This window comes from Gordonia sp. (in: high G+C Gram-positive bacteria) (genome assembly GCF_012515855.1).
GTDB lineage: Bacteria > Actinomycetota > Actinomycetes > Mycobacteriales > Mycobacteriaceae > Gordonia.
On sequence record NZ_JAAYXO010000227.1, the window covers coordinates 16,903 to 33,802 of the forward strand.

The window sequence follows — 16,900 nt, forward strand, 5'->3', positions numbered from 1 at the left end:
CCCTTGCAGGGTGGTCGAGTGCCGCGTCGTATCGAGGCTGGCGTGTGTGGTGGTGTCGGCGATCTCGATACGCGACAGTGCTCGCTGCGCTCGCAGGTCGCACTCGATCAGCGTGAGGGGCGATGGTGTACATGCGCTCGTAAGTCGCGCTCGACCGCCCTGCGGGTCAGCCTGCGTTTGTGGGTGCGGCCCGTTGCAGGGTGGTCGAGTGCCGCGTGTGAGCGGAGCGAATCCGCGGTCGTATCGAGGCCGGGGTGTGTCCGGGTGGTGTCGGCGATCTCGATACGCGACAGTGCTCGCTGCGCTCGCAGGTCGCACTCGATCATCGGGGGGCGACGGTGTGCATGCGCTCGTAGATCGCACTCGACCGCCCTGGGGTGCCGACCCGCGAGCGGCGAGCTCCGTGGGGCGGGCAGGTCAGCTGAAGTTGCCGAAGCCGCCGCGGTAGAAGAGGAGGGGGCCGTGGTCGGCGGCGTGGACGTCGAGCCCGGTGACCCGGCAGACGACGATCGTGTGGTCCCCGGCATCGTGCTCGGCTTCGACCGTCGCTTCGACGTGAGCCAGGGCCTCGTGGATGAAGGGGGCGCCGTTGCTGGCGGGGCTGTGGGCGACGCCGGCGAACTTGTCGGTGCCCGACTTCGAGAACTGACGGCACAACTCGCCCTGCGGGCCGGCGAGGACGTTGATGCAGACGGTTCCGCTGCTGCGCAGCCGCGGCCAGCTGGACGACGACTTGGCCGGGCAGAAGGCGATCAGGGGCGGCTCCAACGACACGGAGACCACCGACTGGCAGGTGAGGCCCACGGGCTCGTCACCGTCGTTCGCGGTGATGATGGCGACGCCGGTGGCGAAGTGTCCCATGACCTCGCGGAGGTCGGCGGACGAGATCTGAGAAGTGGGCACGACGGTGGAACCTTCTGCAGTGAAACGGGGATCGGGCCGGGCGGGGAGGAGAGTCGACACGGGCGGTCAGCCGGCGACGGGCAAGTGCTGCCGGCTGATCATCGGTCGGCGCTGCTGCAGCGTCGGGGTGATCCGGAGGTCGGATCCACCCGCATTGCGCCACGCGCCGAGCGCGGCCATCCGGAGCGGTGCGGCGAGCCGGTTGTCGAACTTCATCTGATCCACCGGACCGCAGATCGATATGGCGGCGGTGGCTTCGCCGGGCTCGCCGATCGGGACGGCGATGCATCCGAAACGCGGGACCGCTTCTTCGCGCTCGACGGCGACGCCGCGATCGCGGACCGAGTCCAGTTCCTTCGACAGCTGGGTGGTGGACGCGATCGAGAAACGAGTCTTCCGCTCGAGGCGCTGGGTGCCTGCGTGACCCGGACCGGCCTGGTTCGGGTCCGACTGGCCCTGGTCGGCGTGGGCCAGCAGGACCTTGCCGATGGCGGTGCAATGCGCGGGCTGCTTGCCGCCCACGCGCGTCGGCAGTGCCTTGCCCAGGTTCTCGCCGACCTTCTCCAGGTAGACGACGTCGTTGTCCTGCAGTACCCCCAGGTGGACGACGAAGCCGGTCATCCGGTGCAGTTCGTGCAGGAACGGGAGCGCTGCGGCGTGCAGACGGTCCTGGTGGATCGCGAGGGATCCCAGCTCCACCAGGCGCATGCCGAGTTCGTACTCGCGGCCGTCGCGGCGCAGCCAGCGCAGGGCGACGAGGCGCTCGAGCATGCGGTGGGCCGACGACCGCGGCAGGCCGGTGCGATGAACGATCTCGGCCAGAGTCTGCCGGGCGTGACCGTCGAAGGCGTCGAGGACGAGTGTCAGGCGATCGATGACGGCGGTGGGGGTTTCAGTCACGGATTCTTCACTCCTGTGCATGGGCTGATGCGTTGGAACGGATGCTGCGGATCGGAAAGCTGCAGATCGAAAAGCCTCTGAACACGCTCTTTCTATTAGGTATAGAAAGTGTAGCGCGTCATGAGAGCCAAGTCACGTGAAACATGGAAAGTGATGGCCGACATGCACAAAAACGCCGCGTCCCAAGGGACGCGGCGTTTTGGCCGGAGCGGTGTACAGGCTTGACTACATGGCGGCGAGTGGCTCGCTGCCCGACCAGTCGTGGCCCCAGTAGCTGTCTGCGGTGATCTCCTCGGAGGTGTAGTGCGCCTCGTCGACCCGCATGCCGTGGCATCCGAACTCGATGTCCCAGCCGCCGGGTGCACGGACGTAGAACGAGACCATCTTGTCGTTGGTGTGGCGACCCAGCGTCGACGACACCGAGAACCCGTCCTTCACGACGCGATCGAGGGCCTGACCGACGGCGTCGAGCGTGTCGACCTCGACCATGATGTGGATCAGCCCGGGGGCGCCGCCGTGCGGGGCCGGGCACAGGGCCAAGCTGTGGTGGCGCTCGTTGATGCCCATGAACCGAATGCGGATGGGACCGAACTCCGGCGGTGCCGGGATCCGCATCGCGCCGCGCGGAACGAACCCGAGGACGTTCTGATAGAAGTCGAACGAGCCGTTCAGGTCCATCACCGGAAGGACCACGTGGCCGAGGCCCTGGTCGCCGGTGACGAACTTCGCGCCGAACGGCGTCACGATCGGGCTGTGGTCGAGGATGGGGCCGTGGAAGATCTCGAGCGTCGCGCCTGCCGGGTCCACAAAGGTGAAGCCCGCTTCGATGCGACGGGCGTCGGCCTCGTCGTTGGTGAGGTCGGTGACCTCGACGCCGGCCGCGGAGACGGTCTCGCGGACGCGGGCCAGGGCGGCGCCGTCGCGGACCTCCCAGCCGATGGTCACGATCTCGTCGGTGTCGCCCGCGACGACGGTGATACGTGCGGCGCGCTCGTCCATGCGCAGGTACAGCGCGTCTTCGTCGGGGCCGGAGCCCTTGGCGAACCCGAGGACGTCGAACGCGAAGGTGCGCCAGCGGTCGATGTCGTTGGTCTGGATCTTGACGTAGCCGAGGCTCTTGATGTCAGCCATGTGTGATTCGGTTCTTTCTGTCGGTGCGGGGAGAGGTCAGATCATCGAGGTGAGGTTCGGCGGAACCTCGAAGCCCATCGAGGAGAGTGCGGAGGCGTGCCACGGGGTGCTCGGCGTGTGGATGGCGTGGTTGAGGCCCGCGTGGGCGTCGCGCCAGAAGCGCTGCAGCGGCTTGTCCATGCGCAGTGCGTTGCCGCCCGAGCGGGCGAAGATCTGGTCGACCGCCATCACCGCGCGCCAGGCAGCGCGGATCTGGGTGCGTCGGCCTGCGGCGCGCCGATCGAAGGAGATCTCCTTGCCCGCGTCGACGAGGTCGTAGATCTCGTCGATGTTGGCGAGCAGTTCCTGACGTGCGGCGTTGATGTCCGCGGCGGCCTCGCCGATGGCGAACAGCGTGTACGGATCGTCCTTGATGGCGGTGCCCTGGGCGCCGATGCGGTCGCGCTGGTAATCCAGGTGGCAGGCGAGAGCGCCCTCGGCGATGCCCAGCACCGCGGAGGTGATGCCCAGCGGGAACATCGCCGACCACGGCATCTTGAAGAGCGTCTTGCTCATGCCGGCCTCGGCCTGCGCGGTGCCGTCGATCACGTGGTCGCCGTTCATCACTCGGTACGAGGGGACGAAGGCGTCCTTGACGATGATGTCCTTGGAGCCGGTGCCCTTGAGGCCGACGACGTTCCACGAGTCCTCGACGATCGTGTAGTCGCTGCGCGGCAGGATCATGTGCAGCATGGTCGGAGGCAGCGCCATCTCGCCCTCGGGGGTGCCGAGCATGGCGCCGAGGAAGATCCAGTCGCAGTGATCGGTGCCGGAGCTGAACTGCCAGCGGCCGTTGAAGATGTAGCCGCCGTCGACCGGACGGGCGATGCCGGTGGGTGCGTACGGCGACGCGATCCAGGTGTTGTCGTCCTCGCCCCACACCTCCTCCTGCACCTTCGGGTCGGCGAAGGCCATCTGCCACGGGTGGACGCCGACGATGCCGCACACCCAGCCGGTGGCGCCGTCGAGGCTGGCGGCCTTCATCACGGTCTCGGCGAACTCACGCGGATGGGCTTCGAGGCCGCCGTAGTTCTCCGGCGCCAGGAGCTTCATGACGCCGGTGGACTTGAGCTGCTTGGCGGTGGCGTCGGGCAGCTGGCCGAGGTCTTCGGCTTCCTGCGCCTGGCCGCTGATCTGGTCGGCGAGCTCGGCGATCGCGTCGATGGGTCGAATGGTCATGATGTCTCGTTCTCTCTTGAAAAGTGTGGTGGGTGAATGGCGCGGGTCGTCAGACGGTGGTGTCCATGACGCGACCGGCGGAGATGTTCTCGGCGACCTCGGCCTTCCAGCTCTCGACCGCGCGGGTGGTGTCGATCTCGAACTCGAAGCGGTTGGTCATGTCTTCGGTGACGTCCTCGACGTCGACGTAGAACTGCTGGTACCAGCGGCGGAGCTGGTACACCGGACCGTCTTCCTCCGACAGCAGCGGGTTGTCGATCGGCGTCTTGTCCTTCCAGATCTCGACGTCCTGCTCGAAGCCGACCTCGACGCCCTGCGCGAACTGGGCGGCCATGCCCGCGGCGGCTTCTTCGGCCATGCCCGGGACCTTCTTGACCATGGCGCCGTACTGCAGGACGAAGGCGTTGTCGCTGATCGGGTAGTGGCAGTTGATCAGGACGGTCTCGATGACCATGCCCTGCGCGTAGCTGGTCAGGTAGTCGATCATGTACGACGGCCCGTGGTAGTAGGCCTCGGACTCCAGACGTGAGTCGGGATCGTCGTAGTGGGAGCCGACCTGGATGTCGTCGCGCGGCACCGAGTGCATGATCTGGCCGGCCACAGGGCCCTCGAAGATGTTCTTGAAGAACGTCGGGAACGAGTAGTGCACGTAGAAGAAGTGCGCCATGTCGACCACGTTGTCGATGATCTCGCGGCAGTGCGAGCCTTCGACGACGATGGAGTTCCAGGTCCAGTCGGTCCACTCGTCGCTACCGACGCCCTCGATCTCGGGGATCGTGACCTCGTCGGTCGGCCTGCTGCCCTGGGGGTCGTGCCAGACGAACAGCTGCGCGTTGCGCTCCATCGCGTGCCAGGTGCGGGTCTTGGCGACCGGCGGCACACGGCGCGCGTACGGGATGCCGGTGCAGCGGCCGTTGCCGCCCCAGCGCCAGTCGTGGAACGGGCAGGCGATGGAGTCGCCCTTCACGGTGCCCTTGGCGAGGTTGCCGCCCATGTGGCGGCAGTAGGCGTCGAGGACATTCAGCTTGCCGTCGGACTCGGACTGGAAGACGACCAGCTCGGTGCCGAACGCCTTCACCTGGTGGGGCTTGCCGTCCTTGAATGTCTCGGCAAGGCCGAGGCAGTGCCAGCCGCGGGCAAAACGCGTCGGCGCGGCGGCCGATTCGATAGTCCGGAACTCGTCGTCGGCGGTGGTGGTCATGGAGCTTCTCCTCCTAGGTGCCGGTCGGGGAGGTGTCCGGCGCATCGGGTGGGTTCCAGGCGGTGGGCCCGGATTGCTCCATGGTGACCTGGGTCATGCTTGATCGGTCATCGTGTTCCCGGTCAATGGAACACGCCGGCGAAGCCGTCGGTGCCGCACAAAAAACTTCGGCGTTCGACGGGCTGTGAGCCCGCTTCGAACGCCGAAGTTTCTCAGCTGAGGAGGTCAGTCGCGCTCGAGCAGCAGCTTGACGGTCAGTTCCATGCGGTTGGTGACGTCGGTAGCCGACGCGCGACGGGTGAGCCATTGGACGAGATTCGACATCCAGACGTCCGAGATGACGCGGGCGACTGCGAGTTCGTGTGCCGACGGCTGGGCTTTGGGGTCCTTGCTGGTCATCATGGCGCCGGCGAGGAGTCGGTCGATGATGTCGGCGACCCGGTTGACCTCGCTGGTGGCGGAGGCGTCGGCGAACATGAAGGCGCGGGTCATGGCCTCGGTGAGCAGCGGATCGCGCTGCATGGAGAGCGTGATCATGTCGAGGACGAAGCGCAGTCGTTCGACGGCGGTCTCCCCTTGCAGCGAGGTGCGGTCGGCGCGCGACTCGACCTTCTCGAACTCGCGGGCCAGCGCCGTCACCAGCAGGTGGACCTTCGACGGGAAGTAGCGGTACAGCGTGCCGACGGCGACGTCGGCCTTCTCTGCGACGGCACGCATCTGGACTGCGTCGTAGCCGCCCTTGGACGCGAGTGCCAGGGTGGCGTCCAGGATGCGTCGTCGTCGTTCACGCTGCGCGGCCGAACCCACCTCCGCTCCAGACAGCTGAGCGGGTGCGGGAGGCGGCGCAGGGCTATGGGTCTCGGTCTTCGTCGATCCCGCGCCTGCCATAGAAATTCGTCTCCTCATCGCCTTGTGTCCACCGACTCCCGGTTGGCAGTCGCCCTCCGATGGTGTACACCCAATGAATATTAGAACAGGTTCTAATTGCCGTTATCAACAAAAAGTCGGAGGAGTTCTCGGTGACAATCGCCATGTCAGCGGACCAAAGGGTCGTAGTCGACAGTATCGCCGCTTGGGCGCAGGCGCGAGAGGTGCGTTCGGCGGTTCGCGCAGACCTCGACGAGTCCGGCGCTTCGTGGCGGCCACTGTGGGGGCAAATCGCCGATCTCGGTCTTTTTGCCGCAGGTGTTCCGGAGAGCGCCGGCGGCGCGGACGGAACCATCGAGGACGTCGCGGTGATGTTCGCCGCGTGTGGCGCAGAGCTGGTCTCCGGGCCGTTGGCCGCTTCGATGGCCGCCGCCTACGCGCTCGCGACCGCAGGGAATCCGCTGGCCGAGGGCGTGATGGCGGGGGAGCGACCGGTGGTCGTGCCCGCTGATGCGACCGCGGGGGATGCCTCGTTCGCGGTGTCCGGCGGAGCGGTCGAGCTCGGCTTGGTCCCCGCCTACGTCCCGGATGCGCTGATCGCCGCACCGCTGAGCTTCGATGGCGAACCCGCGGTCTGGACCGTGATCGATCCCGCGGCGGTCACCGTCGCGACGACCGCCGCCGACGGTCCGCTCGACGGCACCGCGATCCCGGTTCGAGTCTCGCTGACCGGCGTCTCGTCGGAGGCGGCGACGGCGCTGGCCGACGGTGAGCTGTTCGTCGCGCTGCTGCACGCCGGTCTGGTCGCCTACCAGGCGGGCGTCGCGCGGCACACCCTCGAGGTGGCCGTGGAGTACGCGAAGGTGCGGACCCAGTTCGGTGCGCCGATCGGATCGTTCCAGGCGGTGAAGCAAATCTGTGCCGACATGCTGTGCCGCAGCGAGCAGCTCGGTGCGGCCGGGTGGGATCTCGCGCGGGCCCTCGACGACGCCCTCGCCGAACCCGGTCCCGAGCGGCGGTCGCAGGTGGAGCTCAGCCGTCTGGCGTCGACGGTTCTGACCGCCGACCTGGCCCCGGCCAACGCCAAGGACGCCATCCAGGTCCTCGGCGGCATCGGCTTCACCTACGAACACGACGCGCACCTCGATCTGCGCTCGGCGCTGGCGGCGCGCATGCTGCTCGGCGGCGGACAGTCGCAGCGACAGCAGTTGGCGGCACTCGGTCGCGCGGGCGGTCGTCGCGAGTTCTCACTCGACCTCGTCGAGGCGGAGGCACAGCGGCCGGCCATCGCGGCCACCGCCGATGCGATCGCCGCGGCGGCACCTGAGGATCGTCGCGCCGAGCTCGCCCGCACCGGCTTCCTGGCGCCGCATTGGCCCGCACCGTACGGGCTGTCCGCCGACCCGGCCGTGCAGCTGCTGATCGATGCCGAACTGGATCGAGTGGGCGTCGTGCGTCCGGATCTGGTGATCGCGGGCTGGGCTCTGCCGACCATTCTGGAGCACGGAACCGATCTGCAGCGCGAGAAGTTCGTCGCGCCGACCCTCGCCGGCGATCTGCGCTGGTGCCAGCTCTTCAGCGAGCCGGAGGCGGGCAGCGATCTCGCGTCGCTGCGCACCCGCGCGGTGCGTACCGACGGTGGCTGGCTGCTGACCGGCCAGAAGATCTGGACGTCGGAGGCGCACACCTCCCAGTGGGCGGTCTGCCTGGCGCGGACCAACCCCGACGTGCCGAAGCACAAGGGCATCACCTATTTCCTGGTCGACATGGCCGCGGCAGGCATCGACATCCGGCCGCTGCGCGAGCTGACCGGCCGCGCGATGTTCAACGAGGTCTTCCTCGACAACGTCTTCGTCCCCGACGAGATGGTGGTCGGCGAGATCGACAACGGGTGGCGCCTGGCCCGCACGACGCTCGCCAATGAGCGCGTCGCCATGGGCGGCTCCGGTCTCGGCAAGGAGGTCGACTCGCTGCTCCGCCAGCTCGACGAGGCCGACGCCGAGCTCTCCCAGGCGCAGACCCTGGAGCTCGGCGGCATCATCGCGGACGCGCACATCGGCCGGGTGCTGGACGCGCGTTCGGTGGCTCAGCGACTCAGTGGCACCGACCCCGGTGCGACCTCGAGCGTGCGCAAGCTGATCGGTGTGGTCCATCGCCAGGCCGTGCCCGAGTTCGCCACCGATCTGCTGGGAACCGCGGGCCTCGCGGCGTCGGCCGCCACCGGCTTCCTGTTGCTGAATCGCTGCCTGTCGATCGCGGGCGGGACCACCCAGATTCTGAAGAACGCCGCGGCGGAACGGATTCTAGGTTTGCCTCGCGGCTGAGTCGGTATTGCCTAAAATTCAGGCCGAAACCGCGACTGAAGTCCCTGGACACCGCTACTTTGTGACTGCGGTCTCGGTCGGTCTGATACAAATAGAACACGTTCTAATTTCTGCTTGAGGAGGAACCGGGTGGATTTCGCCCTGGACCCCACCGCAGCTGCGGTCCGCGACGTCGCCGATGAGGCGATCCGTCGACTGCAGCCCGACTGGGAAAGCAAGTTCGCCGACGGATTCGGCGGCTTCGACAACGCCGCGTGGGACGCCCTCGTCGCGTCCGGCGTCACCGTGCTGGCGCTGCCGGAGTCACTCGGCGGCGACGACCTGCCGATCGACGCGCTGGTGCCGTTGCTGATGCGTGCCGGACAGGACGCCGTGGTCGCACCGCTCGTCGGCACCCTGACCTCGGCGCTGCTGCTGGCCAAGGCGCCGAACGCAGCCGCGCACGGCAGGTCCATCGCCGACGGCGGCTGGCACGCAGTCGCGATCGGCGAGCGCGGCAGCGCGCTCGGCGATCAGCCCACCCTGACGCTGACCGACACCGCAGACGGTGCGCGCCTCGATGGCGTCAAGACCGGGGTGCTGGCCGCCGACGGCGCCGCATCGATCGTCGTGGTCGCCGATCGCGGCGTGGTGATCGTGCCCGCCGCCGCCGCAGGCGTCTCGATCACCCGCACCACCTCGTCGTCCGGTCAGGGCGAGTACCGCGTGGTCTTCGACGGCGTCGCGGTCCCGGCCTCGGACATCCTGTCCGACAGCCCGCAGCCTGCGATCGACATCTACCGCGCACTCCTCGCCGCCTACGCCGACGGCCTCGTCGCGGGCGCCATCAAGCGGACTGCCGAGCACGTCTCCACGCGTCATCAGTTCGGCAAGCCGATCGCCGCCTTCCAGGCCGTTGGTCAGCAGCTGGCGGACGTCTACGTCGTCTCGCGCACCATGAACCTGATCGCGACCGCCGCCGCGTGGGACATCGCCAACGATGCCGACGCCGAAGAGGACCTCGCGACCGCAATGTACTGGGTCGCCGCCGAGCTGCCCGCGACCCTCCGGATGATGACCCACCTGCACGGCGGTGTCGGCGTCGACGTCACCTACCCGCTGCATCGGTACTTCTCGCTGGTCAAGGACGCCGCACGCCTGGCAGGCGGCGCCCATTCCACGCTCGACGTGCTGGCCGACGAGACCGTCCCGGCCGGACAGGAGGCCCTGACATGTTCGTAGCGTTCACCGATGAGCAGATCGCCCTGCGCGACGAGCTCCGCGCCTACTTCGCCGGCCTCATCAGCCCGGACGAGGAGCGCATCATGCGCACCGAGCGTCACGGCCCCGCCTACCGCGACGTCATCGCGCGCATGGGCGCCGACGGCTGGCTGGGTGTCGGCTGGCCCACCGAGTTCGGCGGCAAGGGCTTCGGCGAGATCGAACAGCAGATCTTCACCAACGAGGCCGTCCGCGCCGACGTCCCGTTGCCGTCGGTCACCCTGCAGACGGTCGGACCCACCCTGCAGCGCTACGGCACGCAGGAGCAGAAGGACTTCTTCCTGCCGAAGATCCTCGACGGCACCGTGCACTTCGCGATCGGGTACACCGAGCCGGACGCAGGCACCGACCTCGCCTCGCTGACCACGCGGGCCACCGTCGATCCGGCGACCGGCGACTACATCGTCAACGGTCAGAAGATCTTCACCACCGGCGGCCACGACGCCGACTACATCTGGCTGGCCTGCCGCACCGATCCGGAGGCGCCCAAGCACAAGGGCATCACCATCCTGATCGTCGACACCAAGGATCCGGGCTTCACCTGGACCCCGATCATCACCGCCGACGGCGCGCACCACGTCAACGCCACCTACTACAACGACGTCCGCGTGCCCGCGAGCATGCGCGTCTGCGACGAGGGCGACGGCTGGAAGCTGATCACCACGCAGCTGAACCACGAGCGCGTGATGCTCGGACCGTCGGGCCGCATCGGCGGACTCGAGGACCGGCTCCGCTCCTGGGCCGCCGAGGCGACCTACGACGGCGCCGCGGTGATCGAGCAACAGGAGGTCCGCCGACTGATCGCGCAGATCGGCGCCTACGAGCGGCTCAACGAGCTGCTCAACTGGCAGGTCGCCTCGACCGGTGAGATCTCGATGGCCGACGCCGCCGCGACCAAGGTCTTCTCCACCGAGCGGCTGCAGACCATCTACCGCCTGATCGACGACGTCGTCGGCCAGTTCGGCGACCTCGGTGAGCCGGTCACCAGCGAATTCGCCGACTGGCTCGACATGCAGGCCAAGCGCAACGTCGTCATCACGTTCGGCGGCGGCGTCAACGAGGTCATGCGCGACATGATCGGCACGGCGGGCCTCGGCCTGCCCCGGATCAAGCGATAGGGAAGCAGATGACGATCACTCCGGCATCGACGCCCGAACAGATCCGCGAAGCCGCCGACGCGATCGCGGCCGGCGGGGCCAGCGCTCCGCGCACCGGTCGCGACCCCATCAATCAGCCGATGATGAACAACTGGCTCGAGGCGATGGGCGACGACAATCCGATCTACGTCGACGACCAGGCAGCGCGCGACGCGGGGCACCCCGGTGTCGTCGCACCACCGGCGATGGCGCAGGTCTGGACCATGCGCGGGCTGCACGGCGTCCGCACCGACGACGACCCGCTGGGTCTGGCGACCCAGCTGTTCGACGACGCGGGCTACACCTCGGTGGTCGCCACCAACTGCGACACCGTCTACCACCGCTACACGCGTCCCGGCGAGGAGGTGACCATCTCGTCCGAGCTGACGCAGGTGGTCGGCCCCAAGCAGACCGCGCTCGGCGAGGGCTGGTTCTTCACCACTCGCAACACCTGGTCGGTGCCCGCGAGCGATGAGGCGGGCGGCAGCGAAGTGGTGGCCGAGATGGACTTCCGGATTCTGAAGTTCCGGCCGGCGGCCAAGGACGCCGCCGAGACCGCGGAGCCGCAGTTCGACGATCTCGACCCGACCAAGCTCATCCGACCGTCGGCGTCGCGCGACACCCAGTTCTTCTGGGACGGCGTCGCCGCGCACGAACTGCGCATTCAGCAGCTCCAGGACGGCTCGCTCCGACACCCGCCGATCCCCGCCGTGTGGACCGAACGCGACGCCGACGGCCAGTACCCGGGCACCGACTACGTGGTGGCCGCGGGGACCGGCACGGTTTACAGCTTCGTGGTGCATCACGCGCCCCGCGTCCCGGGCCGCGAACTGCCGTTCGTCGTCGCACTCGTGGAACTCGACGAGGGCGTCCGCATGCTCGGGCAGCTCCGCGGCGTCGACCCGGAGACCGTCGCGATCGGCATGCCGGTGGAGGTGGAGTTCCTCGACTTCCCGGGCGACGACGAGTCCGACCCCTGGCACCTGTACGCCTGGCGTGCAAAGGAGACGCAACAGTGACCTCGACCATCGCAGTGGGTCAGACCCTGCCGCCGCTGGTGATCGACGCCTCGCCGACCTTCGTGATCGCGACGGCGCTGGCCACCCGTGATTTCCAGGACGTGCACCACGATCGTGACCTGGCCCAGCAGAAGGGCTCCAAGGACATCTTCGTCAACATCCTGACCGACACCGGTCTGGTGGAGCGCTTCGTCACCGACTGGGCGGGCCCCCGGGCTCGGATCACCGGCATCAAGCTCAAGCTCGGCGTGCCCTGGTACGCGGGCGACACGATCACCTTCACCGGTGAGGTCACCGAGGTCGACGACGCTGCCGTCACCGTCGCGGTGACCGGAACCAACTCCCTTGGCAAGCACGTGATCTCCACGGTCACCTTCACCCGTGAGGAGGCATGATGGCAGTCTCTGACTCGACCGACCGCACGCTGTCCGGCAAGGCCGCGATCGCGGGCATCGGGGCCACCGACTTCTCCAAGAACTCGGGTCGCAGCGAGCTCCGCCTGGCAGCCGAGTGCGTCAACGCCGCCCTCGACGACGCAGGCCTCACCGCCGCCGACGTCGACGGTCTGGTGACGTTCACGATGGACACCAACATGGAGATCGCCGTCGCTCGCGCGACCGGCATCCCCGAGCTGAAGTACTTCTCGCGCATTCACTACGGCGGCGGCGCTGCGGCGTCGACCGTTCAGCAGGCGGCCATGGCCGTCGCGACCGGGGTCTGCGATGTCGTCGTGGCCTACCGGGCGTTCAACGAGCGGTCGGGCAATCGCTTCGGTCAGGTGAGCCGCGAGGTCGCCAACCAGGCGAACTCGTCGGGCGCCGACAACGCGTTCTCGTACCCGCACGGCCTGTCGACTCCCGCCGGGTTCGTCGCGATGGTCGCGCAGCGGTACATGCACGAGTACGGCGCCACCAGCGAGGACTTTGGGCAGATCGCCGTCGTTGCGCGCAAGCACGCGGCCAACAACCCGAACGCCTTCTTCTACGGCAAGCCGATCACGCTCGAGGACCACCAGGCCTCGCGCTACATCGCGGAGCCGCTGCACCTGCTGGACTGCTGCCAGGAGTCGGACGGTGGCGTCGCCATCGTCATCGTCTCGCCCGAACGTGCCAAGGACCTGAAGCAGAAGCCGGTCACCATCGCCGGTGCGGCGTCGGGCAGCGGCCGCGATCAGTTCATCATGACCAGTTACTACCGGGACGCGCTGCCGGAGCTGGCCGAGATGGGCCTCGTGGGCGACCAGTTGTACGCGCAGTCCGGTCTCGGCCCGGCCGACATGGACATGGCGATCCTGTACGACCACTTCACCCCGTACACGCTCATCCAGCTGGAGGAACTCGGCTTCTGCGGTCGCGGTGAGGCGAAGGACTTCGTCTCGCAGCCGGGTGCCTTGGAAGTCGGCGGCGCGCTGCCGCTCAACACGCACGGCGGTCAGCTGGGCGAGGCCTACATCCACGGGATGAACGGCATCGCCGAAGGCGTCCGCCAGCTGCGCGGAACCTCCGTCAACCAGGTCGACGGCGCCGAGCGCGTCCTCGTCACCGCCGGCACGGGTGTTCCCACCTCCGGCCTCATCCTCACCGCTTGACCACCACTCCGACTTTGTCGGTCCTCGCAAGGAGATCTAGAAAGATGAAGTTCAACCTCGCAGACGTCTTCGAGACAGTTGCTGACGCCGTGCCTGAGCGTGTGGTCCTCACGTGGGAGGGACATGACATCACGTACGCCGAGCTCGACAAGCTCGCCAACCAGGTGGCTCACCTGTTCGCCGCCAACGGGCTCGGCTTCAACGACAACGTCGCCCTGTTCCTGAAGAACAGCGTCGAGCACGTCACCTCGCTGGTCGGCCTGCTCAAGGTGCGCGCCGTTCCGGTGAACGTCAACTACCGCTACACCGACCCGGAGCTCGAGTACATCTTCGACAACTCCGATGCCAAGGCGATCGTCGTCGAGCTGCCCGAGCACCAGCGCAGCGTCGCGACGCTGATGGCCAACCTGCCGGAGCTGCACACCGTCTTCGTCATCGGCGACGCGATCGAGGAACTGTCCGCTGCAGCGGCTGCGCTCGAGGGCCGCGAGGTCAAGATCGTCGCGTTCAACGACTACGCGAACAACTCCACCGAGCGCGACTTCGAGGAGCGCACCGGCGAGGAGATGTACCTGCTCTACACCGGTGGCACCACCGGCTACCCGAAGGGCGTCATGTGGCAGCACGACGACTTCTTCCGCAAGCCGATCTCGGGCGGCAACCCGTACGGACCGCCGCGCGCCGACCTCGCCGAGCTGGCGAAGGAAGTCCAGAACTTCCCGTCGATGTCGTTCCTGATCGCCGCACCGCTGATGCACGGTGCCGCGTCGTACTCGCTGTTCACGTTAATCTCGCTCGGCAGCCGCCTGATCCTGGAGCGCGACTTCGACGCCGAGAAGATCATCCGCAACATCGGCCGCGACAAGACTCAGATGATCCTCATCGTCGGCGACGCCATGGGCATGCCGCTGGCCGACGAGATGGAGAAGCAGAAGGACACCGCGGACTTCTCGTCGCTGTTCTCGGTGACCTCGGGCGGCGCCATCTGGAGCCAGAGCGTCCGTGACCGGATGGTCGCGGTGAAGCCGGACCTGCTGCTCCGCGACAACTTCGGTGCGTCGGAGTCGGGCAACGACGGCGAGATCAAGATGGACGAGAACGGCAACCTGATGGTTCCGCCGACCGATCGCATGATGGTCGTCGACGAGCACTTCAAGCAGATCACCGAGCCCGGCCAGGTGGGTCACATCGCCCGCATCGGCAACATCCCGCTGGGTTACTACAAGGATCCGGAGAAGACCGCTCGCACGTTCCCCACCATGGAGGACGGTCGTCGCATCTCGGTGCTCGGCGACATGGGCTACGTCCGTGAAGACGGCAGCATCGTCTTCCTGGGTCGCGGCAGCCAGTGCATCAACACCGGCGGCGAGAAGGTGTACGCCGAAGAGGTCGAAGGCGCCCTGCACGCTCACCCGGCCGTCGCTGACGCGCTCGTGGTGCCCGCACCGGACCCCAAGTACGGCCAGCGCGTGGCTGCCGTCATCTCGCTGACGCCGGGCTTCGAGGAGCCGTCGCTCGAGGAGATTCAGGATCACTGCCGCCAGACGCTGGCACGCTACAAGGTTCCGCGCACGGTGGTCGTCGTCGACGAGGTCAAGCGCACCCCGGCGGGTAAGGCCGACTACAAGTGGGCCAAGGCGACCGCTGCTGACGGCGTGACTGTCTAAAGCGCTACTCGGCACGAGAATTCTGATGGATCTGAGCCCCCTCGGGGCTCAGATCCATCACTTTTTCAGGCGGCCTCGATCGCGGCGTTCAGCATGCCGACGATCTCCGCGATGACCTCCCCCGGTCGCTCCATCAGGTCGTGCCAGGTGTAGACCTTCTTGCGCCACTCGGCGGCGTCGAGGGCATTGAACTTGGCGCGGTCGGCGCGGAAGCGGTCGTGCTGGTGGTGGTAGGCCGGCCTCCGACTCCGAACCCTCCGACGCGACGGCCACCAGGCGGCGTGCTGCGGCGATGCCCGCCGACCCCTCGTAACGCACGAGCACAGCCTGCAACTGGGCGACCGTCACGGTCCCCTCCTGGAGCACCCTGTCGAGGAATCGTGCACCGTGGTGCAGTGTCGCTGCCGCGAACACCGCCGTCACCGGCGCTGAGGTCACCGGGAGTCCGTTCACTGTCTCGACGTCGGTGTCGTCGTACCGTCGGCGAATCAGGTCGACTCGACCGAGTGGCCAGCGAGTGGCGCCGGGATTACTCGCAGACGCCACGGTCAGCGGATACGGCAGAGTCCGGATCATGCCGTGCCACCAGGCCGCAGTGCTCCGGTCGGCGACGCCTCGGTGCGCGGCGACCGCGGCGCGGACCAGGAGTGCCTCGGTCATCGGGTGCGAGGCGCTCCGATAGATTCCGCGCACAATGGTGACCCACTCGCCGCGAGCGACCCGGCCGCGAATCTGCTTGCGCGTGAGGCCGCAGGCGAGCGCCTCGCGGATGGTGATCACCCCGTCTCGGTCGGCGAGCAGTTCGGCGATCTGTCCGGTGTCTCCCATGGTGATCAGACGCAGGCCAGCGCGGTCTGGTTCCACCGATCGGCGGCGTGTCGGAGATTTTGATCGATCAGCGCCCCTGACGGGCGCTGATCGATCAAGATGTGGTCCTGTCGTGGGCGTCAGCCGTGGCGCGCGATCACCGCGCGCTTGGCATCCTTGAACTCCTCGGCGTCGAGGACGCCCTGCTCGTGCAGGAGCGCGAGCTTGCGCAGTTCGTCGGTGAGCAGCGGCATCCCGGCATCGGGTGCGTCTTGCTTTCTCAGCAGCACTCGCGGTGGACCTGCCGGTGCGGCCACGGGATGGGGTTCGACCGGTTCGGCAGGCGGACGAGATGGCGTGGGCGGTGCCGGGGCGACCGCGCTCGGTGCCGGGGACATCGGAGCCGGGGCGATCGGTGCGGGTGGTGCCGACTGCTCTGCGAGATTGATCCCGGCGATCATGCGCATGAGCTCGGCCGTCCACCGTCGGGCGAACTCGACATCGTCATCGAGCATCGTCCCGAAGTCGATCTCACCGTGGTTGGTGACTGCGACGAGGCCGGTCCCGGTCCATTTGCTGGGAAAGGTGAATCCATGCACTTCGCGAAGATGCGCTTCCAACAGGATTCGCTTGTCGGTGGTGGTGCCGTAGTGCGAGATGCCGAGCACGCGGAGGTTGGTGATGATCGTTCCCAGCGTGGCCGGCTTCATTCGGGTGGCCCCCAAGGCCGCCAGTACGGTCTCGCCCGGCAGTAGGTCAGGGGTGATGGCGCGGAGCCACTTGTCGGCCTTCTTCGCGCTTACCCGGGGACTTGATTCCACTCGGTCAGCATATCGATGCGCAGGAATTGCTGTTGTGCCCGTCAGGTGTCTGAGCGGA

The 16,900-nt window shown here is 67.6% G+C and carries 15 protein-coding genes; 7 read left to right on the top strand and 8 right to left on the bottom strand.

From position 1 onward, the window contains the following. Positions 1 to 417: 417 nt before the first annotated feature. The 6 genes from GX543_RS16380 to kstR all read right to left on the bottom strand — a co-directional run bounded on the left by GX543_RS16380 (position 418) and on the right by kstR (position 6,241). Entirely contained in the window at positions 418 to 861 is a 444-nt protein-coding gene (locus tag GX543_RS16380; RefSeq protein WP_290853535.1) for a flavin reductase family protein, read from the bottom strand. A gap of 108 nt (positions 862 to 969) precedes the next feature. Continuing rightward, a complete protein-coding gene (locus GX543_RS16385) occupies positions 970 to 1,824 on the bottom strand; it encodes an IclR family transcriptional regulator (protein WP_290853487.1) in 855 nt (284 codons plus the stop codon). 204 nt (positions 1,825 to 2,028) lie between these two features. Next, a complete protein-coding gene (gene bphC / locus GX543_RS16390) occupies positions 2,029 to 2,934 on the bottom strand; it encodes a biphenyl-2,3-diol 1,2-dioxygenase (RefSeq protein ID WP_290853489.1) in 906 nt (301 codons plus the stop codon). Between the two features lie 36 nt (positions 2,935 to 2,970). Beyond that, positions 2,971 to 4,152: an acyl-CoA dehydrogenase family protein gene (locus GX543_RS16395; RefSeq protein WP_290853491.1), complete on the bottom strand. Its 1,182-nt coding sequence runs from the start codon at positions 4,150 to 4,152 to the stop codon at positions 2,971 to 2,973. A 49-nt stretch (positions 4,153 to 4,201) separates the two neighbouring features. Next, positions 4,202 to 5,353 carry a Rieske 2Fe-2S domain-containing protein gene (locus tag GX543_RS16400; RefSeq protein WP_290853492.1) on the bottom strand — a complete coding sequence of 384 codons (1,152 nt, stop codon included), beginning with the start codon at positions 5,351 to 5,353 and terminating at the stop codon, positions 4,202 to 4,204. A gap of 225 nt (positions 5,354 to 5,578) precedes the next feature. Then, on the bottom strand, positions 5,579 to 6,241 hold the full coding sequence (kstR, locus tag GX543_RS16405) for a cholesterol catabolism transcriptional regulator KstR (RefSeq protein ID WP_290853493.1): 663 nt from the start codon (positions 6,239 to 6,241) through the stop codon (positions 5,579 to 5,581). Between the two features lie 131 nt (positions 6,242 to 6,372). Between kstR and GX543_RS16410 the strand changes: the two genes are divergently transcribed. The 7 genes from GX543_RS16410 to GX543_RS16440 all read left to right on the top strand — a co-directional run bounded on the left by GX543_RS16410 (position 6,373) and on the right by GX543_RS16440 (position 15,214). Next, positions 6,373 to 8,544, top strand: coding sequence for an acyl-CoA dehydrogenase (locus GX543_RS16410; protein WP_290853495.1), 2,172 nt, complete (start codon positions 6,373 to 6,375; stop codon positions 8,542 to 8,544). 129 nt (positions 8,545 to 8,673) lie between these two features. Continuing rightward, the gene (locus tag GX543_RS16415; RefSeq protein WP_290853496.1) at positions 8,674 to 9,765 is read left to right on the top strand and encodes an acyl-CoA dehydrogenase family protein; all 1,092 of its coding nucleotides are present in this window, start codon (positions 8,674 to 8,676) and stop codon (positions 9,763 to 9,765) included. Continuing rightward, positions 9,756 to 10,922 (top strand): acyl-CoA dehydrogenase family protein, encoded by a 1,167-nt coding sequence (locus GX543_RS16420; RefSeq protein WP_290853497.1) that lies wholly within the window; start codon positions 9,756 to 9,758, stop codon positions 10,920 to 10,922. Before GX543_RS16415 ends, GX543_RS16420 begins: the two co-directional genes overlap by 10 nt. Positions 10,923 to 10,930: 8 nt before the next feature. Next, on the top strand, positions 10,931 to 11,959 hold the full coding sequence (locus GX543_RS16425) for a bifunctional MaoC family dehydratase N-terminal/OB-fold nucleic acid binding domain-containing protein (protein WP_290853498.1): 1,029 nt from the start codon (positions 10,931 to 10,933) through the stop codon (positions 11,957 to 11,959). Further along, on the top strand, positions 11,956 to 12,354 hold the full coding sequence (locus tag GX543_RS16430; protein ID WP_290853501.1) for a MaoC family dehydratase: 399 nt from the start codon (positions 11,956 to 11,958) through the stop codon (positions 12,352 to 12,354). The genes GX543_RS16425 and GX543_RS16430 overlap by 4 nt, the downstream gene beginning before the upstream one ends. Continuing rightward, on the top strand, positions 12,354 to 13,547 hold the full coding sequence (locus GX543_RS16435; RefSeq protein WP_290853503.1) for a lipid-transfer protein: 1,194 nt from the start codon (positions 12,354 to 12,356) through the stop codon (positions 13,545 to 13,547). The genes GX543_RS16430 and GX543_RS16435 overlap by 1 nt, the downstream gene beginning before the upstream one ends. A gap of 44 nt (positions 13,548 to 13,591) precedes the next feature. After that, positions 13,592 to 15,214: an AMP-binding protein gene (locus GX543_RS16440; RefSeq protein ID WP_290853505.1), complete on the top strand. Its 1,623-nt coding sequence runs from the start codon at positions 13,592 to 13,594 to the stop codon at positions 15,212 to 15,214. Between the two features lie 57 nt (positions 15,215 to 15,271). Here GX543_RS16440 and GX543_RS16445 read toward each other — a convergent pair whose 3' ends face one another. Both GX543_RS16445 and GX543_RS16450 read right to left on the bottom strand, forming a co-directional pair. Beyond that, positions 15,272 to 16,042 (bottom strand): type IV toxin-antitoxin system AbiEi family antitoxin domain-containing protein, encoded by a 771-nt coding sequence (locus GX543_RS16445; RefSeq protein ID WP_290853507.1) that lies wholly within the window; start codon positions 16,040 to 16,042, stop codon positions 15,272 to 15,274. Positions 16,043 to 16,161: 119 nt separating this feature from the next. Next, the gene (locus tag GX543_RS16450; protein WP_290853509.1) at positions 16,162 to 16,842 is read right to left on the bottom strand and encodes an SHOCT domain-containing protein; all 681 of its coding nucleotides are present in this window, start codon (positions 16,840 to 16,842) and stop codon (positions 16,162 to 16,164) included. Positions 16,843 to 16,900: the final 58 nt, after the last annotated feature.